This window comes from Rhodococcus sp. PvR044, from assembly GCF_040548995.1.
Classification (GTDB): Bacteria; Actinomycetota; Actinomycetes; order Mycobacteriales; family Mycobacteriaceae; genus Rhodococcus_G; species Rhodococcus_G oryzae.
Window position 1 is genome coordinate 36,630 of record NZ_JBEPSX010000003.1, and the last position, 21,480, is coordinate 58,109.

The following is a 21,480-nucleotide window of genomic DNA, read 5'->3' on the forward strand; positions in this document are numbered from 1 at the left end:
GCCCGTCTGCGTCAGGCAACGCCTCCCGAGCAACCGCTGATCGGGTAGTCCACATAGCCGCCTGCGTCGCCGGAGTAATAGGTGTCGGTATCGCCCGTGGCCAGATCGTGGTGCAGCGCGAACCGGCTGACGAGGTCGGGGTTGGCGATGAAATGCGTGGCGAACGACACGGCGTCGGCGATACCCGCGTCGACCAGGGCGTTCCCTGATTCGCGATCGAACCCGTTGTTCGCGATGAGCGGGCCGTCGAACTGCCGGCGGTAGCGGGCGATCGCGTCGAAGTCGGGAGTGGCGCCTGGCGCGGCGGGGTTTCGTCCGCGCAGGTGCAGGTACGCCACGGGGTGGTCGGCGAGGTCGGCCACGAGCTCGTCGTGGTCGGCGAGTGCCTGATCGTCGGCGACGAAACGATCGCCCGATGTCCAGTACGGCGACAGGCGGACCCCGACGCATCGTCCGTTCCACGGCTCCGCGACCGCGTCGAGGATCTCGAGCAGCAGGCGCCGCCGCCTGGCGCTGTCGCCACCATAGGAATCGGAGCGCCGGTTCAGGCGTGGGTTGAGGAACTGCGGGAGCAGCGTCGAGCCGATGGCATGGACCTCGACACCGTCGAACCCGGCGCGACGGGCATTCTCCGAGGCTCGGTGGTAGTCCGCGATCGTGTTCTCGATGTCCACCACGGTCATCGCGCGCGGCGTGACCGTGTTCTTGAATCCGTCATGGGTGAAGGACAACTCGTGCGGGTTGATCGCCGATGGTCCGGCGGGCAGCTCGCCGCGCAGGTGGTCGGGGTGCGAGGCGGCACCGTTGTGCCAGAGTTGCACCAGGATTCGACCGCCGACTGCGTGCACGACGTCGGTGACCCGTCGCCACGCAGTGACCTGCTCGTCGCTGTAGATGCCAGGCACGTTGACGAACCCGATCGCCTGCTCGCTGACCCAGGTCCCCTCGGTGATGATCAACCCCGCGCTTGCCCGCTGGGCGTAGTAGGCGGCATGCATCTCCGTCGGCGCCAGCCCGTCGTTGGCCGCGCGAGCCCGGGTGGTCGGGGCCATGACGATGCGATTGGGTAGCTGGAAGTCTCGGAAGTCCGCTCGCCGCAGCAGTGGCTGCTCGAGCGCGGTCGTGTGGGTCCTGGTCATGGTCTCTCCTCATCATCGGGCCCCGGTGGTGCCGGGGTCGGCCGGATCGCCTCGGCTGCGTTGTGCCTCAATGACGTAGACGGAGCACGGCGCGGAAAGGTGACCGATGGGTGATCAAGACGAGCTCGCACGGCGATTCGAGTCGGAGCGCAGCAACCTGCGGGCGGTCGCCTACCGGATGCTCGGCTCGCTGAGCGAGGCCGAGGACGCGGTCCAGGAGGCGTGGCTGCGCCTGAGCCGTGCGGACGCCGGCGAGGTGGAGGATCTGGCCGCCTGGCTGCGGACCGTCGTGTCGCGCCTGTGCCTGGACATGCTGCGCACCCGGAAGTCCCGACGGGAGGACCCGGCCGGGCAGCAGGTCCCCGACCACTTCGTAGGCGCCGCCACGGGGACTGACCCGGAAAACGAAGCGCTGCTGGCTGATTCGGTCGGACGCGCGCTGCTTGTCGTGCTGGACAGGCTGGTTCCCGTCGAGCGAATCGTGTTCGTGCTCCATGACATGTTCGCGGTGCCGTTCAGTGAGATCGCCCCGATAGTGGGGCGAACCCCCGTCGCCGCCAAGAAGGTCGCCAGCCGCGCGCGACTGAGAGTGCAAGGTGTGGAATCGATTTCACGCGCCGACCTGGGCGTCCATCGACACATCGTGGAGGCATTCCTCGCAGCGTCGCGCAGCGGCGATCTGAACGCGCTGTTGGCCGTGTTGGCGCCCGACGTCGTGCGGACGGCCGACCCGGCCGCCCTGCCTGCCGGTGCGGCGACCGTGGCCCGCGGTGTGCGCGCGGTGGTGGAGGGCGTCATGGCGTTCGGCAGGCGGGCGCGGTTCGCCGAGGCTGCCCTCGTCGACGGTGCCGTTGGGGTGATCGTGGCCCCACGTGGGCGGTTGCTCCTCGCTCTCACCTTCGCGATCGCGGGCGACCGGATCACGGAGTACGAGGTGATCGCCGACCCGGTGCGGCTGAGGGACCTGGATCTGGCCGTCCTCGCCGAGTGATTGACAAAGTCCTGAATATGTCTCACGCTCGACACATGACAACAACTATGTCCGGCCAGGCCGCCTACGTTCCGCCCTCGGCAGACTCCTGGCGCGACCCCTGGGGCATGTACGCGGCGCTGCGCGAGCACGACCCGGTCCACCACGTGGTGCCCGAGCGGTCGCCCGCCGACGACTACTGGGTGCTGACCCGGCACGCCGACGTGTACGCGGCCGCCCGCGACCACGAGACGTTCTCCTCCGCGGACGGCCTGACCACCAGCTACGGCGAGCTCGAGAAGATCGGGCTCAAGGACAACCCGCCCCTGGTGATGCTGGATCCGCCGGTGCACACCGACTTCCGCCGCCTCGTCGCCCGCGGGTTCACGCCGCGTCAGGTCGAGGCCGTGGAGCCTGCGGTCCGCGAGTTCGTGGTCGAGCGCATCGAGCGGTTGCGCTCGGCGGGCGGCGGCGACATCGTCACCGAACTGTTCAAGCCGCTGCCGAGCATGGTGGTGGCGCACTACCTGGGCGTTCCCGAGGAGGACCGCGGGCAGTTCGACGGCTGGACCGAGGCGATCGTCGCCGCCAACGCCAACGGCGACCCGCTCGAGGCGGCGACCGCGGTCGGCGACCTGATGGGCTACTTCGGCGGGCTGATCGAACGGCGCAAGGCCGACGTCGCCGCGGGCAGGGAAGCCGACGACACCATCTCGCACCTCGTGGCCGCGGGCATCGCCGCCGACGGGGACTTCGCGGGCGTGCTGTCCATCCTGGGCTTCGCGTTCACGATGGTCACCGGCGGCAACGACACCACCACCGGCATGCTCGGCGGCTCCTCGGCGCTGCTCACCCAGCACCGCGACCAGCGCGCCCTGCTGCTGGAGGACCCGTCCCGCATCCCCGACGCCGTCGACGAACTGCTCCGCCTCACCTCGCCGGTCCAGGGGCTGGCCCGCACGACCACCCGCGACGTCACGATCGAGGGCGTCACCATCCCCGCGGGCCGCAAGACGCTGCTGGTCTACGGATCCGCGAACCGCGACCCCAGGGCGTACGGCGCGAACTCCGAGGAACTCGACGTGCTGCGGGCGCCCCGCCAGATCATGACCTTCAGTCACGGCAGCCACCACTGCCTCGGCGCCGCGGCCGCGCGCATGCAGGCCCGCGTCGCGCTCGAGGAACTGCTGGCCCGCTGCCCCGACTTCGAGGTGGACGTCGACGGCATCGAGTACGCGGCCGGTAACTACGTCCGGCGGCCGACGCACGTACCGTTCCGGCCATGAGTTCCGGAACCTGGCTGCGCGACGAACGCACCGATCTCGCGGCGGAGCGCATCCTCGACGCGGCCGCGGAGCTGTTCGTCGAGCGGGGCGTCGCGACGACCGGCATGGCCGAGGTCGCCAAGGCCGCCGGGTGCTCGCGCGCGACCCTCTATCGCTACTTCGAGAACCGCCGCGCGCTGCACCTGGCGTTCGTGCACCGGGAGGCGCGGCGGCTCGGCGAGCGGGTGACCGGTCTGGTGGCAGGCATCGAGGATCCGCGCGAGCGGATCACCGCGGCCATCCTCGCCTCGGTGCGCGAGGTGCGCGCGACACCGACGCTGGCCGCCTGGTTCGGGCTCGGCGACGCGGGGATCGCCTCCGAGCTGGCAGGTACCTCGCAGGTGATCGAGGTGCTCGGCTCGAGCTTCCTCGCCGACGTGTGGGGCAGCGACGACCGCGAGATCTCCAGCCGGGCACGGTGGTTGGTGCGCGTCATCGTCTCGCTGCTCACCGTCCCCGGCGCCGACGACGCCGACGAGCGGGCGATGATCGAGCAGTTCGTGATCCCGGTGCTGATGTCGGGAGCGGAGCGGGTCTGAGAACTTCGATCACCGCGACGGGCTCAGATGTGGACGGTGTCCACGATCTGCCCGATGCCGTAGGTGACGAGCATCGCGAGCGCGCCGCCCAGCACCACCCGCAGCACGGCCTTTCCGCGTGGTGACCCGCCGAGCCGGGCGCTGACGCTGCCGGTCAGCGCGAGCGCGACCAGCACCGCGACGAACGTGATCGGCACGCGCGAGGTGGCGGGCGGGACGAGGATCGCGATCAGCGGCAGCAGGGCGCCGAGGGTGAAGGAGATGGCCGAGGAGGCCGCCGCGTGCCACGGATTGGTCAGCTCGTCGGGGTCGATGCCCAGCTCGGCGTCGGCATGCGCGGCGAACGCGTCGTGCGCCGTCAGTTCCTCCGCCACGGTGCGGGCGGTCGCGGGGGTCAGGCCCTTCGCCTCGTACAGGGACGCGAGCTCGTCGAGCTCGGCGTCGGGCAACTCGGCGAGTTCCCGGCGTTCCTTGGCCAGCAGCGACCGCTCGGTATCGCGCTGGGTACTGACCGAGACGTACTCGCCGAGGGCCATGGACACCGCCCCGGCCGCCAGCCCGGCGATGCCCGCGGTGAGGATCGGGCCGCGCGCGGTGCTCGCCGCGGCGACGCCAACGACCAGGCCGGCGGTGGAGACGATGCCGTCGTTGGCGCCGAGTACGCCCGCCCGCAGCCAGTTCAGCTTGGCGGAGAGCCCCTGGACGTGCGGCTCCGCCGGATGCGAGGCAGGGAGTTGATCCGGATCGGTGCTCATACGCGGAACGCTATCGGCATCAAGATGACTCGGCCAGCAATGCAAGGCTGGCCGAAGTCGCGCCGCCCGTACCCTCGGGCACGTGAGCATCGAACCTGAACCCTGGCCGGATGCAGGGGCCGTCCCCGCCGATCTGCTGGTGGCGAAGACGCTGGTATTCGACCCGTGTGGCTTCGCCTGCTCGGCTCCCGTGCCCGAGCCGGAGAGCGCGGCCTACGTGGCGCACGAGTTCACGGTCGAGGGCCGCCCGATCCGTTTCCGGGTCGCCAAGACGACGCCGAAGAAGGTCGGCCAGTTCGTCACCTTCTGGAAGCGGTCGGCGCAGGGTCCCATCGCGCCCTTCGACATCCTCGACCCGGTCGAGTTGTTCATAGTCATCGCCCGCGACGGCGACCGCCTCGGGCAGTTCGTCTTCCCGAAGCGGGTGCTCGCCGATCGCGGCGTGCTGTCGCGAGACGGTGTGGGTGGGAAGCGGGCGATCCGTGTGTACCCGCCCTGGGCGGAGCCGACCAGCCGCCAAGCCCGCGGCACGCAGGCGTGGCAGCTGGACCATTTCCTGCCGATCGACGGTGCGGGCGCGCTCGACACCACCCGCGCCCTGGCGCTCTACCGGGCCTAGGACGTGTCATTCCCGTCGCGCCCTTGACATTGACGCAACGTCAACCTCCATCCTTGTCTTGTCGGATCGCACCGACACCGATCCTTGTCTTGTCGGATCGCACCGACACCGATGAAGGGGAGGGAGCTCGATGGCAGGGGAATGGTCGATCCAGGACCTGGCCAAGGCGGCCGGGACCACCAGTCGCACGCTGCGCCACTACGGCGAGCGGGGGCTGCTGGAACCGAGCCGGATCGGCGCCAACGGGTACCGCTACTACGACCAGGACGCCCTCGTGCGGCTGCAACGGATCCTGCTGCTGCGCGAACTCGGGCTCGGCCTCCCGGCCATCGCCGAGGTCCTGGCCGGCGAGCGGGACACCGCGGCCGCGCTGCGCACCCACCTCGGGCTCCTCGAGCAGGAGCTCGGCCGGGTGCGACGGCAGATCGAGTCGGTGCGGACGACACTGCGGAAAACGGAAGGAGGTGAACAACTGATGGCAGAGGAAGTTTTCGACGGCTTCGACCACACCCAGCACAAGGACGAGGTGATCGAACGCTGGGGCGAGCAGGCCTACCAGTCCAGCGACCGCTGGTGGCGCGGCATGACCGGCGACCAGCGTCGGGACTGGCAGGCGGCAGTGGCCCAGCTCAATGCCGACTGGATCGACGCCGCGACCTCGGGCGCGGCGGCCGACGGTGAGCGGGCGCAGGACCTGGCCCGTCGCCACGTCGAGTGGCTCGGCGGCGTCCCCGGCACGCCGGGGAGCGGCGCGGCTCCGAACAAGGAGTACATCCTGGGCCTTGGCGAGATGTACGTCGCGGACGAGCGCTTCGCCGCCAACTACGGCGGAACGCATGGCGCGGTCTTCGTGCGGGATGCGTTGGCGGTGTACGCCCTGCACAACCTGTAGGTGAAGACGGCGTGAACTCCGGCTGCAGACGGAGTTCACCCCGGCGCGGCGGCCACCGGATCGTCTGTGACGTATCACCCGGCAGCCCCGGGTTGCCCGGGACCTCCACGCCAGGTCCGATACCCTGGTTGCCCGTGACCTCTGTAACCCCAGGCCCCGCCACCTCTGGCCAGTACGACCTGATCATCGTCGGTTCGGGTTTCTTCGGACTGACCATCGCCGAGCGCGCGGCGACCGAGCTGGGTAAGCGGGTCCTCGTGCTGGACCGTCGCCACCATCTCGGCGGCAACGCCTACTCGGCGGCCGAGCCGGAGACCGGCATCGAGGTGCACATGTACGGCGCGCACCTTTTCCACACCTCGAACAAGCGGGTCTGGGACTACGTCACCCAGTTCACCGAGTTCACCGGCTACCAGCACCGCGTCTTCGCGATGCACAAGGGGCAGTCGTACCAGTTCCCGATGGGCCTCGGCCTGGTTTCGCAGTTCTTCGGCCGCTACTTCAGCCCCGACGAGGCGCGCGCGCTGATCAAGGAGCAGTCAGCCGAGATCGACGCGAAGGACGCGAGCAACTTCGAGGAAAAGGCGATCTCGCTGATCGGGCGCCCGCTGTACGAGGCGTTCATGCGTGACTACACCGCCAAGCAGTGGCAGACGGACCCGAAGAACCTGCCCGCGGGCAACATCACCCGGCTGCCGGTTCGCTACACCTTCGACAACCGCTACTTCAACGACACCTACGAGGGCCTGCCGGTCGACGGCTACACCGCGTGGCTCGAGAACATGGCCAAGGACGAGAAGATCGAGGTCCGGCTGAACACCGACTGGTTCGACGTGCGGGACGAGCTGCGGGCCGCGAGCCCCGACGCCCCCATCGTCTACACCGGCCCGCTGGATCGCTACTTCGACTACTCCGAGGGCGAGCTGGGCTGGCGCACCCTCGATTTCGAGACCGAGGTGCTGCCGACCGGTGACTTCCAGGGCACCCCGGTGATGAACTACAACGACGCGGACGTGCCGTTCACCCGCATCCACGAGTTCCGGCATTTCCACCCCGAGCGCGAGTACCCGTCGGGCAAGACGGTCATCATGCGCGAGTTCTCCCGCTTCGCGGAGAGCGAGGACGAGCCGTACTACCCGATCAACACCCCCGAGGACCGCGAGAAGCTCGAGGCCTACCGGACGCGGGCAAAGGCGGAGACCGCGCAGAACAAGGTGCTGTTCGGCGGGCGCCTGGGTACCTACCAGTACCTGGACATGCACATGGCCATCGCGAGCGCGCTCAGCATGTTCGACAACACCCTCCGGCCGCACCTCGAGACCGGTGCGGCCCTCGGCAACGGGAGCGGCGAATGAGCCCGCGGCATCTGATGGAGCAGGACACCCTCTTCAGCGAGGACGTCGAACCGCTCGGCAAGGCGTTGCTACAGCGGGTCATCCTGCCCCGGCCGGGCGAGCCCCTCGACGTGCGCACCCTCTACCTGGAGGAGGCGACCACCAACGCCAGGCGCGCGCACGCGACCACGCGGACCTCGCTGTCGATCGGCGCCGAGTCCGAGGCCTCGTTCTGCACCTACTTCAACGCCTTCCCGGCCAGCTACTGGCGTCGCTGGTCGATCCTGACCTCTGTCGTCCTGCGCCTCGAGCTGTCCGGTCACGGCCGGGTCGATGTGTACCGCTCGAAGGCCGACGGCTCCCGAATCCACGTGGAGGGCAGGGAGTTCCAGGACGGCGACGTCGCGGTGGAGTTCGAGGTGGAGCTGGCTCCGTTCGAGGACGGCGGCTGGATCTGGTTCGACATCACCTCCGACACCGAGGTGGTGCTCGAGAGCGCAGGCTGGTACGCCCCGATGGAGGCGCCCGGTGCAGGCCGCGTCGCGGTCGGCATCCCGACCTTCAACCGGCCAACGGACTGTGTCAAGGCGCTGGCCGCGCTCGGCTCGGACCCGCTGGTGCTCGGCGCGATCGACGCCGTGATCATCCCGGACCAGGGCACCCGCAAGGTGCGCGACGAGCCGGGCTTCGCCGAGGCCGCCGCGGTGCTCGGCGCCCGGCTCGCGATCCACGATCAGGCGAACCTCGGCGGCTCCGGCGGCTACAGCCGCGTCATGTACGAGGCGCTGAAGACCACCGACTGCGAACACATCCTGTTCATGGACGACGACATCGAGATCGAGCCGGACTCGATCCTGCGCGCGCTGGCGCTGTCCCGGTTCGCCAAGACCCCGACGCTGGTCGGCGGGCAGATGCTGAACCTGCAGGAGCGCAGCCACCTGCACACCATGGGCGAGGCGATCAACCGCGGCATCTTCATGTGGTCGGCCGCCCCGAACGTCGAGTACGACCACGACTTCTCCCAGTACCCGCTCAGCGACCGGGAGAACTCGAAGCTGCTGCACCGCCGCATCGACGTGGACTTCAACGGCTGGTGGATGTGCATGATCCCGCGCCAGGTCGCGGAGGAGATCGGCCAGCCGCTGCCGCTGTTCATCAAGTGGGACGACGTCGAGTACGGCCTGCGGGCCCGCGAGGCCGGTTACCCGACGGTGACCATGCCCGGCGCGGCCATCTGGCACATGGCCTGGTCCGACAAGGACGACGCCATCGACTGGCAGGCCTATTTCCACCTGCGCAACCGCCTGGTGGTCGCCGCGCTTCACATGCCGGGCAACGGCAGGGGCCTGGTCGTCAACACGGTCAAGGCCACCCTCAAGCACCTGCTCTGCCTCGAGTACTCCACCGTCGCGATCCAGAACAAGGCCATCGCCGACTTCCTGCAGGGGCCGGAGCACATCTTCGAACTGCTGCCCACCGCGCTCGGCGAGGTCCGGGCGATGCGCGAGGACTTCCCGGACGCCGTCGTGCTGCCGTCGTCCACGTCACTGCCGCTGCCCTCGGGGGCCGAGGTCGGCGCGGTCGGTGAGCCGGGTAACCCGCTCGCGAAGCTCGTCCGCCTCGGCAAGGGTCTGGTGCACAACGTCCGGCCCGCGCACGAGCAGCACCACGAGCGCCCGCAGCTCAACGTGCCGACCCTCGACGCGCGCTGGTTCCTGCTCTCCCAGGTGGACGGCGTCACCGTCACCACCGCGGACGGGCGCGGCGTGGTCTACCGCAAGCGGGACCCGCGTCAGGCCTGGGGCCTGCTGAAGGAGGCCATGCGGCTGCGCCGCGAGTTGGCCACCCGGTTCCCCGAGCTCAAGCGCGTCTACGCCGACGCGGTTCCTTCGTTGACCAGCAAGGAGAGGTGGGAGAGTGTCTTTCATTACCCGGCGTAGGCCAGAGGGTGCCCTGCTCGACGGCACCGTGACCACCGAGTCCGCCGCCGAGGTGAAGATCCTGGGCACCATCCAGTCCACCATCGGTGCACAGCCGGGCGTGATCGCCGCGGCCCGCGGCATGTCGCACTTCGGTGAGCACGCGCTCGGCTGGGTCGCGATCGCGGGCGTCGGTGCCGCGCTCGACAAGCCCCGCCGCCGTCAGTGGGCGGGCGTCGCGGTCGGCGCGGTCGGCGCGCACGCCGCCTCCATCGTCATCAAGCGGGTGGTCCGGCGTCCCCGGCCGAACGACCCGAGCGTGGCCGTCAACGTGTCGACGCCGAGCAAGCTGAGCTTCCCGTCGTCGCACGCCACGTCCACCACGGCCGCCGCGGTGCTACTCGGCCGGCTGACCGGGCTACCCTTGCCCGCGGTGCTGGTGCCCCCGATGCTGCTCTCGCGGCTCGTGCTGGGGGTCCACTACCCGACCGATGTGCTTGCCGGATCCGCCTTGGGCGCAGCCTCGGCCGCAGTGGTGCTGCGTGCCGAACGGAAGTTTGGAGAGAAATGAGCGAGCACCCGACCGAGGTCTCCGGTCCGCCGAAGTCGCTGCCTGCCGGGATCGTGAAGGCACTGCGCCCGCGCCAGTGGGTGAAGAACGTCCTGGTGCTGGCCGCGCCGCTCGCCGCAGGCTCGGTGAACCAGGTCGACGTGCTGCTGCCGGTGGCGCTGGCGTTCGTCGTGTTCTGCATGGCCGCGTCCGGCATCTACCTGGTCAACGACGCGATGGACGTCGAGGCCGACCGGGCGCACCCGACCAAGCGCTTCCGCCCGATCGCCGCGGGGGTGCTGCCGGTCCGCCTCGCGTACGCGATGGCCGTGGTGCTGCTGGCCGGAGCCATCGGCCTGTCCTTCTTCGCGAACTGGCAGCTCGCGGTCGTGATGGCGGTGTACATCGGCATCCAGCTCGCCTACTGCTTCGGCCTCAAGCACCAGGCCGTCCTCGACATCTGCATCGTCTCGTCGGGGTTCCTGCTGCGGGCGATCGCCGGTGGCGTGGCCGCCGAGATCCCGCTGTCGCAGTGGTTCCTGCTGATCATGGCGTTCGGTTCGCTGTTCATGGCGGCGGGCAAGCGCTACGCGGAACTGCAGCTCGCCGAGCGCACCGGGGCGAAGATCCGCAAGTCGCTCGAGTACTACACCGGCACCTACCTGCGGTTCGTCTGGACGCTCTCGGCGACCGCGGTGGTGATCTGCTACGGACTGTGGGCCTTCGAGCGGGACCAGGTCAACAACACCAACTGGTTCGCGATCTCGATGGTCCCGTTCACGATCGCGATCCTGCGGTACGCGGTCGATGTCGACGGTGGCGAGGCGGGGGAGCCGGAAGAGATCGCGCTCGGCGATCGGGTGCTCCAATTCCTCGCGATTGCTTGGATTGGAGCGGTGGGTGTCGCTGTCTATATCGTCTGACCGGCCCCAGGTGGAGAACACCGAGGCCACCGAGCAGGCCGGCTCCGCGATGCGGTTGCCCGCATGGCTGCCCCGCTCGGTGTTCCTCAGTGGGATCGCGCTGACCGCCGCCCTCTTCGTCTGGGGTGGCTGGGAGCGCCGCTGGATCGCCGACGACGGGCTCATCGTGCTGCGCACGGTCCGCAACCTGCTCGCAGGCAACGGTCCGGTGTTCAACGCGGGGGAGCGGGTCGAGGCCAACACCAGCACCATCTGGACCTACCTGGTGTACGCGTTCAGCTGGCTCACGCAGGCCCGCCTCGAGTACGTGGTGCTCGGCATCGCACTGGTGCTCTCCGGTGGCGCGATCGTGCTGGGCATGCTCGGGACCGGCGCACTCTGGCGTGGCATCGGCCGCCCGGGTGCCACGCTGCTGCTGCCCGCGGGCGCGCTGGCCTATATCGCGGTGCCGCCCGCCCGCGACTACGCCACCTCCGGGCTGGAGTCCTGCCTGGTCATCTTCTGGATCGCCCTGCTGTGGCTGCTGCTGGTGCGCTGGACTCAGCGCCCGCCGACCACAGCCTCGGTGCTGATCCTCGCGTTCGTCGCCGGTCTCGGACCGCTGGTCCGACCCGAGCTGGTCATCCTCGCCGGGCTCGCGCTGCTGATGATCTTCCTGGCGCCCGGTACCTGGAAGCTGCGCGCGTCTATCGTCGCGGTCGCGGGTGCGGTCCCGGTCGGCTACCAGATCTGGCGGATGGGCTACTACGGGCTCCCCTATCCCAACACGGCGGTCGCCAAGGACGCAGGCGGCGCCAAGTGGGGTCAGGGCTTCACCTATCTGTGGAACCTGGTGGGGCCGTACTGGCTGTGGCTGCCGCTGCTCGTGCTGGCCGTCGCGGTCCTGGTGACCCGGCCCTGGTCCGGCGCGGGTGCCGCCGCCGACACCGCGGGCGGCTCCGCAGTCGCACGGTGGCAGTCGCGGCTGCGTACCCCCGGCGCCGTGGTCGCGGTCATCCTGGTCACCGGGCTGCTGCTGATGATCTACTCGCTGCGGGTCGGCGGCGACTTCATGCACGGCCGGGTGCTGCTGCCCGTGCTGTTCTGCTTCATGCTCCCCATCGCCGTGCTGCCGATCCGTATCCCGGCCCGCGAGGACTGGGGCAAGACACGGTCCACCGCGCTGTTCGCGGTCGGTGCCGGCGCCTGGCTGATCACCGTGATCTGGGCGATCTCGGTGACGAACTCGTCGGGCATGCCGAATGGCACCGTCGTCGGCAAGTCCGGGATCGTCGACGAGCGGAACTTCTACGCCCTCAACACCGGTCACCCGCATCCGATCCTGGCCGAGGACTACCTGGACTACCCGCGCATGCGCCCGATGGTCGAGGCGATCGCCAACACCCCGGACGGCGGCCTGCTGCTTCCTGCCGCGGCCTTCACCTACTGGGACGTGGTGCCGCCGCCGGAGCCGATCCCCGAGGGCGGCGCCGGACACACGGTGTACTTCCTCAACCTGGGCATGACCAGCATGAACGTCGGCCTCGACGTGAAGGTGATCGACCAGATGGGCCTGGCCTATCCGTTGGCCGCGCACACCAAGCGGCTCGACGACGGCCGGATCGGCCACGACAAGGCCCTCTACCCGGACTGGGTGGTGGCCGACACCGGCATGGTCGACATCCACCCCTGGCTGCCCTGGTACATGGACGAGGACTGGGTGGCCGACGCCAAGGTCGCGCTCACCTGCCCCGAGACCCAGGAGGTGCTGGCGTCGAGCAGGGGGGAGCTGACCCGCCAGCTTTTCATCCGCAATTTCAAGCGCGCTTTCGACTATGCCAAGTACCGTTTCGACCGGGTTCCGGCCTACGAGCTCCAGCGGTGCAATCTGGTGCCGCCGCCGCCGGTGGAACCCAGGTGAGCGGGTGTCGTCCAGGCCTCGCTTAGTTCGTCGTGCGAACTTGTCTCAGACGTGTAACGATGACTACCAACGAGTCGATATAGATGTCGTGTGTGCCTCGGGGAACACGAGCCGAGGCACCGTTTGTCAGTGCTCGCTGTGTGACATACGCTCCACCGAGCGCAGTGTGATCTTGATCAGTTCCACTGTCGCTGCCACATGTGTGGGGGCGACAGAGCATGGCTTCCGCCGGATCGTCGGGCCGCTTCGGCGGGCACCGCAGAGAAGAAAGAGAGCAGTATTCATGCGTATTGGCAGACCGAGGTTTTCTGAGCGCCTCAAGCAGCGCGCCCTCGGCCTCACAGCAGCCGCGCTCGTCCTGCCGATGGCTGCAGGTATTGCCGGCACCGCCGTCGCAGGTGCCGCCCCGGTCGCGCACCGCGCGCCCGCAGGCGGATTCGAAGAGGTCATGGTGCCCTCGGCGATGGGCGACATCAAGGTCCAGATCCAGTGGGCGGCCCATGGTGGCAACGCCGCGCTGTACCTGCTCGACGGGTTGCGTGCGCGCAACGACCGCAACGCATGGACCTTCGAGACGAACGCGCTCGACCAGTTCCGCAACGACAACGTCACCCTGGTGATGCCCGTCGGCGGCGAGTCCAGCTTCTACACCGACTGGATGTCGCCCTCGAACTTCAACGGGCAGAAGGGCACCTACAAGTGGGAGACCTTCCTCACCCAGGAGCTGCCGGCCTACCTCGAGACCCGTGGCGTCTCGCGTAGCAACAACGGCGTGCTCGGCCTGTCGATGGGTGGCTCCGCCGCACTGACCCTGGCCGCACACCACCGCGACCAGTTCAAGTTTGCCGGTTCGCTGTCGGGCTACCTGAACATCTCCGCGCCGGGCATGCGTGAGGCGATCCGCGTCGCGATGCTCGATGCCGGCCGCTACAACGTGGACGCCATGTGGGGCCCGCCGTGGAACAAGCAGTGGCTGCGCAACGACCCGTTCGTGTTCGCCCCGCAGCTCAAGGGCCTGTCGATGTACGTCTCGGCGGCCAGCGGCCTGCCCGGTGCGCATGACAACCCGCGCGCGCCGATCGACTACTTCAACACCGCGAACGGCATGGCGCTCGAGGCTCTCTCCCTCGCCAACACCCGCGCGTTCCAGGTCCGCCTTGGCACGCTCGGTATCCCGGCCACCTACAGCTTCCCGGCCCGGGGCACCCACGCGTGGAAGTACTGGGAGTCCGAGCTCTGGAATGCGCGCCCGCAGATCCTGTCGGCGCTCAACGCCTGATCGACCGGCTCAGGTCGCGGCGTAAACCGATGATGCCGCCCCTCGTGCCGATTCAGGCAGCGTGGGGCGGCATCGCCGTATCCGGAGCGGACCAGCACCGCGACCATGGGGTTCTTATCCCGCAGAAGTAACAATTGCACCACCCGTCACAGCGCGTCACCCACTTACGCCGGTCCCCTGCGTGTAAAAAGAGCACGAGGTGTAGGTGTCGCTCGATCGAACGACACCTACACGGGCCGGGGGGTAACGGTCGAGGTCCGGATCTTCCGGACCGAGGTCACAGCACTGGGGCCAAACAGCAGAAGGAGTGTCACGGTCAGATGCGAACAGCACTGAGGAATCCGGGAACGCGTCCCGGGGGGAAGGCGTCCGCACCGGGCGCGCGCGGCAGGGTCTTGCGACTGCTCGCGGCCGCGCTCGTGCTGCCGACCGCGGCCGGCCTGACCACCGCGACCGCGACCGCATTCGCGGCGCCCGAGGCCTCCGAGACCACGACCACGACCACGACCACCACCACGACGACGACGGCGCCGAAGGCGACCACGACGGCGAAGGTGCCCGCGGCCGAGACCCTCGAGCCGGTCGCCAGCACCACCGAGGCCGTCGCCACCACCACCGAGGCTCCCGCGCGGACCACGGTGGAGCAGACCACGACGGTCGCGCCGACCACCACGCCCGAGGCCGCGCCCGCCGCTGCCCCCCGGGCGCCGCAGGCCGCGCCGTCCGTCGCCCGCGCCGCCGCGCCGGTGCTGTCGATCCCCGGCGTCTCCAAGGTCGAGTGGATCACCGACCGGCGCGTGGCCCTGTGGGTGGACTCCGCCGCGATGGGTGCCCCGTTCCAGGTGCAGGTGCTGCTGGCCAGGGACTGGAACTCGCGGCCCGACGCGTCGTTCCCCGCGCTGTACATGCTCGACGGTCTGCGCGCGCGCGACGACGAGAGCGGCTGGACGATCGAGACCGACGCCGCGAACTTCTACGCCGACAAGAACGTCAACGTGATCCTGCCGGTCGGTGGCGAGTCGAGCTTCTACGCCGACTGGCTCGCGCCGGACAACGGCAAGTTCTACAAGCTGGAGACCTTCCTGATGAAGGAGCTCCCGCCGGTCCTCGAGAACGGGCTGCGGACCACCGACACCCGCGGCATCATCGGCCTGTCCATGGGCGGCACCTCGGCGATGTTCCTCACCGAGCGCAACCCCGGCTTCTTCAAGTTCGCCGGGTCGTTCTCCGGCTACCTGAGCACCACCTCACTCGGCATGCCGCAGGCGCTGCAGTACGCGATGACCGATGCGGGCGGCTACAACGTCTCGAAGATGTGGGGCCCGCCGGGCGCCCCGGCCTGGGCGGCGCACGACCCGTACACCAATGCCGAGAAGCTCAGGGGCGTCAGCCTGTACGTGTCCAGCGGCAGTGGCATGACCGGTCCCTACGACCAGCCGTCCGGGATCCCCGGCGTCTCCACCAACTACGCGGGCATGGGTCTCGAGATCCTGTCCCGGCTCAGCTCGCAGAGCTTTGCCACCAAGCTGAACAAGCTCGGCATCCCCGCGCAGATCAACTACCGACCGTCCGGCACGCACTCCTGGCCGTACTGGCAGTTCGAGATGCACCAGGCCTGGCCGCAGGTGGCCAACGCCCTCGGTCTCGACGCCAGCGCCCCGAACTGTGGCACCAGCGGTGACATCGGCGCGGTCGCGAACGCGAACCCGTGGCTCAGCGGCTGCGTCACCGGCGAGTACGACGTCGCGGGTGGCAAGGCGCAGGACTTCCGCAACGGCCGGATCTTCTGGTCGGGCGCTACCGGTGCGCACGTGCTGACCGGCATGATCGGCGGCTCGTACCAGGCCAACGGCGGTCCCGCGGGGCCGCTCGGACTGCCCAGCACGGACGAGAACGGCACCCCGGACGGTCGCGGGCGCTTCAACCACTTCCAGCACGGCTCCATCTACTGGACCCCGCAGACCGGCGCGCACGCGGTCCGCGGCGCGATCCGGGACGAGTGGTCCCGTCAGGGCTGGGAGCGTGGACCGCTTGGCTACCCGATCCTCGACGAGGTGAAGGCGCCGGGCAAGGACGGTGCGATCCAGGGCTTCGAGATCGGCGCGATGTACCACAGCCCGCCGAACGGGACCCACGCCGTTCAGGGCCTGATCATGAAGAAGTACGGCGAACTGGGCTGGGAGGGCGGCTGGCTCGGCTTCCCGAGGACCAGCGAGGTCCCGGTCAAGGACGGCGGCCGCTTCAACGAGTTCGAGAACGGCAACATCTACTGGAGTCCCCTCAGCGGGGCCTGGTCGGTGCGCAACGGCCAGATCTTCGACGCGTGGAAGAGCCAGAACTACGAGAACGGCAGGCTGGGCTTCCCGGTTGGTGACCAGCGCGACATCGCGGGTGGGATCCAGCAGGACTTCCAGGGCGGAAACATCACGGTCCGCAACGGCAACGCCGAGATCCACAACCGTTAGCCCCCTTCGCGCACGGGCCGGTGGCCGGGTGAACCCGGCGACCGGCCCGTTCGCGTCGGTAGCCTGTTCATCGACACCCGCGTGGCCGTTGGCACCTCGTCCGCCGGGTGGGTCGCACCCGCAGATCACGAATCCGAGGACTGAACACCATGCTTGTTTCCACTCGTAACTCCCTGGCCCGAGCGCTGACGATCGGCGCGCTCGCGGCGGTCACCGGCGGGCTGCTCGCCGGGTGTGGCAGCGACGACTCGACGGCCAGCAGCACGCCCACCCTGACCACCCATTCCAAGTCCGCGCCCGCACCCGAGACCTCGATCGAGGTGCCCCCGTTCACGACGCCTGCCGTCGCCGCGACCGCACCCCCGGAGACGCCCCAGGCGGTCCCGAGCGGGTTCCCCGGCCCCACGGAGGCCCCCGCGCTCGACGACCGCGGCAAGGCATACCTGGACGCGCTGAAGAAGGGCGGCATCGCCGTCGCCGACAACGGCGACATCGCCATCGTGACCGCGAACTACATCTGTGGCGCCAAGGTCAGCGGTGCGAACAGCGAGGAGGTCACCGCCTACGTCACCGGCATGGCGGGTGCGGAGGCCAGCATCACCGGTGCCACGATGACCCCGGAGCAGGCCGCCGCGGCCGCCCAGGTGTACATCGACGCCGCCAACACCCACTACTGCAAGTAGCCGCGGATGAATGCTGCCGGACGTAAGGGCCGCAAGTCGGGGCGCGGTGTGCTGCGCGTGCTCATCGTGCTCATCGTGGTGCTGCTGCTCGCGCTCGTCGCGTTGGTGGCCTGGTACCTGCTGGCCGGGCGGGTGCCCGCGCCGCCGCCGGGTCCCGGCCCGGAGCCGGAGCGGCCGAGCGCCCAGCCGGCGAGCTGCCCGGACGTCCAGGTGGTCGCCATCCCGGGCACCTGGGAGTCGAGCGCGATCGACGATCCGTTCAACCCGGGCGCGAACCCGGCGTCGTTGATGCTCAACATCACCCGGCCGCTGCAGGCGCAGTTCGAGGGCCAGCGCGCGGAGGTGTACACCGTCCCGTACGTGGCGCAGTTCTCGAACCCGGTGGCGCTCCCGCCGGACGGTCAGATGTCGTACAACAAGAGTCGCGGCGAGGGCACCGCGCGGGCCAGCGAGGCGATGTCGGCCATGCACGCGAACTGCCCGCTCACGACCTTCATGCTGTTGGGCTTCTCGCAGGGCGCGGTCATCGCCGGTGACCTCGCCTCGTCGATCGGCGCGGGCACCGGGCCGGTGCCCGCGGACCTGGTTCTCGGCGTCGGGTTGATCGCGGACGGCAGGCGCGAGCCGGGCACGGCCCAGATCGTCGGCACGCCGGTGGCCGGTGTGGGCGCGGAGCTGTCGCTCGGCGGCCTGAAGGTGCCGGGCATGACGATGACGGGGGCCCGGCCGGGTGGTTTCGGGTCGCTCGGTGATCGGGTGGTCGACATCTGCGCGCCGTCGGACGGCATCTGCGACGCGCCGGCGAACGCCTTCAATCCGGTGAACTTCCTCGCGAGCCTCGCCCGGATCGGCGAGTACATCAACAACCCGGTGCATGCCATGTACAACTCGTTCGTGGTGGACCAAAACGGCACCACGGCCACGCAGTGGATGACAAACTGGGCGGCCGACAAGGTGAGGTCCGCGCCGACCCCAGCTCACGAATAGTGGGAACGGTGCGATGCCGATAGAGTGTCCCACCGGCCACGTTGCCGTACCGCGCCGTCCAGGTCCCCCGTTGTGCCCAGGTTTCAGGAGAAATGATCGATGAGTTCCGCCGACGCACCCGCGCCGCGTAAGTTCCGGTTTGCCGCCGGCGGAGAGGGAAACGCCGAAGAGGGCGGTGCCCGCCGGTTCATCAAGTTGGCCCAGAAGGCCGAGGAACTCGGCTACGACAGCTTCATGATTCCCGACCACCTCGGTAATCAGGTCGGCCCGATCGCCGCGCTGGGTGCCCTCGCGGTGGCGACGGACAAGATCCGGATCGGCACCGCGGTGCTGGCCAACGGATTCCGGCACCCGGCGGTGCTGGCCAAGGACGCGGCGACGATCGACGTGCTCTCCGGCGGACGGCTCGAGCTCGGCATCGGTGCGGGCTGGATGAAGGAAGAGTTCGACAAGGGCGGCATCACGTACGACAGCCCGGGCGTGCGCATCGCCAAGCTCGCGGAGTCCCTCGAGATCCTCGACACGCTGCTGCGCGGCCAGGAGTGCAACTTCCAGGGCGAGTACTACCAGATCAACGGGCTCAAGGGCAGCCCGCGGCCCCGGCAGGGCCCGCGTCCACCCATCGTGGTCGGCGGCGGTGGCCCGAAGATGCTGGCGCTGGCCGCCAAGTACGCGGACATCATCTCGCTCGCCCCGCCCAGCAACAAGGACGGCAAGATGCTGCTGTCCGGCATCACGATGGAGGCGACCGCCGCGCGGGTCGAGCGCATCCGCGAGGCAGCGGGCGACCGGTTCGACGACATCGAGCTGAACTGGACGATCACCACGATCATGCCGACCGATGATCGGGAGGCGATGGCCGAGATGGCGCTGGCGGCCCTGGACAACGGGTACCCGCCGAACATCGAGGTGGACGTCAAACTCACGGTGGAGCAGATCCTGAACTCCCCGTACCTCGCATTCGGCTCCTACGAGGAGATCGCGGACCAGATCCGCGGCGTGCGGGCGCAGACCTCCATGTCCTACGTGGGGATCTTCCCCACGCAGATGGAGGCATTCGCTCCGGTGATACCCCTGCTCAAGGGTGAATGAGAACGGCACTGTCTGTAACATGCTGTTGGTTTGGGATGGGGCGCGCGTCGTTACCGATCTGAGACCTGCACGCATTGCCACCACTAGTCACTATTTGCACGATCCCACGCGGCTGCAGGGGACGAAGCTCACCGGTGTTCGTCGCGATCACGGGGAGCTTGCCTTGGAGGAGAAGGTATGAAGAACTTCGATGACTACGTCGACGACGCCGGCAACATCAGGCTGATGCCCGGCAGCACCCTCGTCGATCACGTCGAACAGCACACCCGCGAGAACGCGGACGAGCTGGCATACCGCTATATCGACTACTCGCGCGAGCGGGACGGTGAGGTGCACGAGCTCACCTGGACCCAGTTCGGCAACCGGCTGCGCGCCGTCGCCGCCCGTCTGCAGCAGGTGACCGAGCCGGGTCAGCGGGTCGCGATCCTGGCGCCGCAGGGTCTCGACTACGTCGTGTCCTTCTTTGCGGCCATGCACGCGGGCACCATCGCGGTACCGCTGTTCGACCCGGACGAGCCCGGTCACGGCGACCGCCTGCACGCCGTCCTCGGCGACTGCAAGCCGTCGGCGATCCTCACCGCGACCCAGTCGGCCGCCGGCGTTCGCCAGCTGTTCCGTCACCTCCCCGCGGCGGAGCGGCCGCGGATCATCGCGATCGACGCGATCCCGGACACCGTCGGCGAGACCTGGGTGTACCCCGAGATCGGGCTCGACGACATCGCGTACCTGCAGTACACCTCCGGTTCGACCCGGGTGCCCGCGGGCGTGGAGATCACCCACCGGGCGGTCGGCACCAACGCGCTGCAGATGGTCGACGCGATCGAGCTGACCACCGACTCCCGCGGCGTCACCTGGCTGCCGCTGTTCCACGACATGGGCCTGCTCACGGTGATCCTGCCTGCGCTGGGCGGCAAGTACATCACCATCATGAGCCCGCGCGCCTTCGTGGCGCGTCCCTACCGCTGGATCAAGGAACTCGCCGCGATCACCGACGGCGCGGGCACCTTCGCCGCGGCGCCGAACTTCGCCTTCGAGCACGCCGCAGCCCGCGGATTGCCGAAGGACGGCGAGACGCTCGACCTGAGCAATGTCATCGGCCTGATCAACGGCAGCGAGCCGGTCACCACCTCGTCGATGCGCAAGTTCAACGACGCCTTCGGGCCGTACGGACTGCCCAAGACCGCGATCAAGCCGTCCTACGGCATGGCCGAGGCGACGCTGTTCGTCTCGTCGACCAAGCACAGCGACGAGGCCAGGGTCATCTACGTCGACCGCGACGAGCTGAACCGCGGTCGCATGGTGAAGGTCGACAAGGACGCCCCGGGCGCCATCGCCCAGGTGTCCTGCGGCTACGTCTCGCGCAGCCAGTGGGCCGCGATCGTGGACGCCGACACCGGTGCCGAGCTCGAGGACGAGAACGTCGGCGAGATCTGGCTGCACGGCAACAACATGGGCCAGGGCTACTGGGGTCGCCCCGAGGAGACCGAGCAGACCTTCCACAACCGGCTGTCCTCGACGATCGCCACGGGCAGCCACGCGGACGGCGCGCCCGAGGACTCGAATTGGATGCGCACCGGTGACTACGGCGTCTACGTCGACGGCGAGCTGTACATCACCGGCCGCGTCAAGGACCTGGTGATCGTCGACGGTCGTAACCACTACCCGCAGGACCTGGAGGCCACCGCGCAGGAGGCGAGCGCCGCGCTGCGCCCGGGCTTCGTCGCGGCGTTCGCGGTGCCCGCGAACCAGCTCCCGAAGGAGGTGTTCGAGGCAGGCGCAGGGCTGACCTTCGACGCCGACGACGCCTCCGAGCAGCTCGTGCTCGTCGGCGAGCGGGCGCCGGGGGCGGGCAAGGCCGATCCGGCCCCGATCGCCGACGCGGTGCGCGCGGCGATCTCCACCCGGCACGGCGTGACCGCCCGTGACGTGCTGCTGGTGCCCGCCGGATCCATCCCGCGTACCTCCAGCGGCAAGATCGCACGGCGCGCCTGCAAGGCCGCATACATCGAGGGGACGCTCCGTGGTGGTTACACGCAGACCGCGTTCCCCGATAGCGTGTAAAACAACCTTCTTCTTGACGGGTAGCGTGGTGTGTTGATGGCTGAGACA

The 21,480-nt window shown here is 69.1% G+C and carries 18 protein-coding genes; 16 read left to right on the forward strand and 2 right to left on the reverse strand.

The window, feature by feature from the left end:
• Positions 1–11: 11 nt before the first annotated feature.
• Complete coding sequence (locus ABIC28_RS08675) at positions 12–1,139, reverse strand: alkene reductase (RefSeq protein WP_354578457.1); 1,128 nt, start codon at positions 1,137–1,139, stop codon at positions 12–14.
• Positions 1,140–1,245: 106 nt separating this feature from the next.
• Here ABIC28_RS08675 and ABIC28_RS08680 point away from each other — a divergent pair, with 106 nt between their 5' ends.
• From ABIC28_RS08680 to ABIC28_RS08690, 3 genes are read left to right on the forward strand one after another with little or no spacing between them, the layout of a single operon-like run.
• The gene (locus tag ABIC28_RS08680) at positions 1,246–2,130 is read left to right on the forward strand and encodes a sigma-70 family RNA polymerase sigma factor (RefSeq protein WP_097214139.1); all 885 of its coding nucleotides are present in this window, start codon (positions 1,246–1,248) and stop codon (positions 2,128–2,130) included.
• Between the two features lie 35 nt (positions 2,131–2,165).
• On the forward strand, positions 2,166–3,395 hold the full coding sequence (locus ABIC28_RS08685; protein ID WP_269590392.1) for a cytochrome P450: 1,230 nt from the start codon (positions 2,166–2,168) through the stop codon (positions 3,393–3,395).
• Complete coding sequence (locus tag ABIC28_RS08690) at positions 3,392–3,973, forward strand: TetR/AcrR family transcriptional regulator (protein WP_209927902.1); 582 nt, start codon at positions 3,392–3,394, stop codon at positions 3,971–3,973. Before ABIC28_RS08685 ends, ABIC28_RS08690 begins: the two co-directional genes overlap by 4 nt.
• Before the next feature lie 23 nt (positions 3,974–3,996).
• On the opposite strand, the gene ABIC28_RS08695 is transcribed toward ABIC28_RS08690, so the two are convergent.
• Positions 3,997–4,728, reverse strand: coding sequence for a VIT1/CCC1 transporter family protein (locus tag ABIC28_RS08695; protein ID WP_097214137.1), 732 nt, complete (start codon positions 4,726–4,728; stop codon positions 3,997–3,999).
• Between the two features lie 82 nt (positions 4,729–4,810).
• Here ABIC28_RS08695 and ABIC28_RS08700 point away from each other — a divergent pair, with 82 nt between their 5' ends.
• From ABIC28_RS08700 to fadD32, 13 genes are all read left to right on the forward strand, one after another.
• On the forward strand, positions 4,811–5,347 hold the full coding sequence (locus ABIC28_RS08700; RefSeq protein WP_354578460.1) for a MepB family protein: 537 nt from the start codon (positions 4,811–4,813) through the stop codon (positions 5,345–5,347).
• A gap of 130 nt (positions 5,348–5,477) precedes the next feature.
• Positions 5,478–6,239 (forward strand): MerR family transcriptional regulator, encoded by a 762-nt coding sequence (locus ABIC28_RS08705; protein WP_354578462.1) that lies wholly within the window; start codon positions 5,478–5,480, stop codon positions 6,237–6,239.
• Between the two features lie 134 nt (positions 6,240–6,373).
• The gene (gene glf, locus ABIC28_RS08710; RefSeq protein ID WP_354578464.1) at positions 6,374–7,594 is read left to right on the forward strand and encodes a UDP-galactopyranose mutase; all 1,221 of its coding nucleotides are present in this window, start codon (positions 6,374–6,376) and stop codon (positions 7,592–7,594) included.
• A complete protein-coding gene (locus tag ABIC28_RS08715) occupies positions 7,591–9,513 on the forward strand; it encodes a glycosyltransferase (RefSeq protein ID WP_269590396.1) in 1,923 nt (640 codons plus the stop codon). Before glf ends, ABIC28_RS08715 begins: the two co-directional genes overlap by 4 nt.
• Positions 9,514–9,541: 28 nt before the next feature.
• Complete coding sequence (locus tag ABIC28_RS08720; RefSeq protein ID WP_257017832.1) at positions 9,542–10,063, forward strand: phosphatase PAP2 family protein; 522 nt, start codon at positions 9,542–9,544, stop codon at positions 10,061–10,063.
• Entirely contained in the window at positions 10,060–10,965 is a 906-nt protein-coding gene (locus ABIC28_RS08725) for a decaprenyl-phosphate phosphoribosyltransferase (protein ID WP_097214134.1), read from the forward strand. The genes ABIC28_RS08720 and ABIC28_RS08725 overlap by 4 nt, the downstream gene beginning before the upstream one ends.
• A 49-nt stretch (positions 10,966–11,014) precedes the next feature.
• The gene (locus ABIC28_RS08730; protein ID WP_257017831.1) at positions 11,015–12,865 is read left to right on the forward strand and encodes an arabinofuranosyltransferase AftB family protein; all 1,851 of its coding nucleotides are present in this window, start codon (positions 11,015–11,017) and stop codon (positions 12,863–12,865) included.
• Between the two features lie 283 nt (positions 12,866–13,148).
• On the forward strand, positions 13,149–14,144 hold the full coding sequence (locus tag ABIC28_RS08735; RefSeq protein ID WP_097214133.1) for an alpha/beta hydrolase: 996 nt from the start codon (positions 13,149–13,151) through the stop codon (positions 14,142–14,144).
• A gap of 320 nt (positions 14,145–14,464) precedes the next feature.
• Entirely contained in the window at positions 14,465–16,609 is a 2,145-nt protein-coding gene (locus ABIC28_RS08740) for an alpha/beta hydrolase-fold protein (RefSeq protein ID WP_354578468.1), read from the forward strand.
• A 149-nt stretch (positions 16,610–16,758) separates the two neighbouring features.
• Positions 16,759–17,292 (forward strand): DUF732 domain-containing protein, encoded by a 534-nt coding sequence (locus ABIC28_RS08745; RefSeq protein ID WP_077043993.1) that lies wholly within the window; start codon positions 16,759–16,761, stop codon positions 17,290–17,292.
• Positions 17,293–17,298: 6 nt separating this feature from the next.
• Entirely contained in the window at positions 17,299–18,279 is a 981-nt protein-coding gene (locus ABIC28_RS08750; RefSeq protein ID WP_097214131.1) for a cutinase family protein, read from the forward strand.
• A 99-nt stretch (positions 18,280–18,378) separates the two neighbouring features.
• A complete protein-coding gene (locus tag ABIC28_RS08755) occupies positions 18,379–19,371 on the forward strand; it encodes an LLM class F420-dependent oxidoreductase (protein ID WP_097214130.1) in 993 nt (330 codons plus the stop codon).
• Between the two features lie 177 nt (positions 19,372–19,548).
• Positions 19,549–21,432, forward strand: coding sequence for a long-chain-fatty-acid--AMP ligase FadD32 (gene fadD32 / locus ABIC28_RS08760; RefSeq protein WP_097214129.1), 1,884 nt, complete (start codon positions 19,549–19,551; stop codon positions 21,430–21,432).
• The last annotated feature ends 48 nt before the right edge of the window (positions 21,433–21,480 follow it).

Coding starts and splice junctions, on each gene's coding strand:
- ABIC28_RS08730 (WP_257017831.1), top strand. CDS start 11,015: ATGCGGTTGCCCGCATGGCTGCCCCGCTCGGTGTTCCTCAGTGGGATC.
- ABIC28_RS08690 (WP_209927902.1), top strand. CDS start 3,392: ATGAGTTCCGGAACCTGGCTGCGCGACGAACGCACCGATCTCGCGGCG.
- ABIC28_RS08715 (WP_269590396.1), top strand. CDS start 7,591: ATGAGCCCGCGGCATCTGATGGAGCAGGACACCCTCTTCAGCGAGGAC.
- ABIC28_RS08750 (WP_097214131.1), top strand. CDS start 17,299: ATGAATGCTGCCGGACGTAAGGGCCGCAAGTCGGGGCGCGGTGTGCTG.
- ABIC28_RS08740 (WP_354578468.1), top strand. CDS start 14,465: ATGCGAACAGCACTGAGGAATCCGGGAACGCGTCCCGGGGGGAAGGCG.
- ABIC28_RS08745 (WP_077043993.1), top strand. CDS start 16,759: ATGCTTGTTTCCACTCGTAACTCCCTGGCCCGAGCGCTGACGATCGGC.
- ABIC28_RS08680 (WP_097214139.1), top strand. CDS start 1,246: ATGGGTGATCAAGACGAGCTCGCACGGCGATTCGAGTCGGAGCGCAGC.
- ABIC28_RS08675 (WP_354578457.1), bottom strand. CDS start 1,139: ATGACCAGGACCCACACGACCGCGCTCGAGCAGCCACTGCTGCGGCGA.
- ABIC28_RS08705 (WP_354578462.1), top strand. CDS start 5,478: ATGGCAGGGGAATGGTCGATCCAGGACCTGGCCAAGGCGGCCGGGACC.
- ABIC28_RS08695 (WP_097214137.1), bottom strand. CDS start 4,728: ATGAGCACCGATCCGGATCAACTCCCTGCCTCGCATCCGGCGGAGCCG.
- ABIC28_RS08725 (WP_097214134.1), top strand. CDS start 10,060: ATGAGCGAGCACCCGACCGAGGTCTCCGGTCCGCCGAAGTCGCTGCCT.
- ABIC28_RS08735 (WP_097214133.1), top strand. CDS start 13,149: ATGCGTATTGGCAGACCGAGGTTTTCTGAGCGCCTCAAGCAGCGCGCC.
- ABIC28_RS08685 (WP_269590392.1), top strand. CDS start 2,166: ATGACAACAACTATGTCCGGCCAGGCCGCCTACGTTCCGCCCTCGGCA.
- fadD32 (WP_097214129.1), top strand. CDS start 19,549: ATGAAGAACTTCGATGACTACGTCGACGACGCCGGCAACATCAGGCTG.
- ABIC28_RS08755 (WP_097214130.1), top strand. CDS start 18,379: ATGAGTTCCGCCGACGCACCCGCGCCGCGTAAGTTCCGGTTTGCCGCC.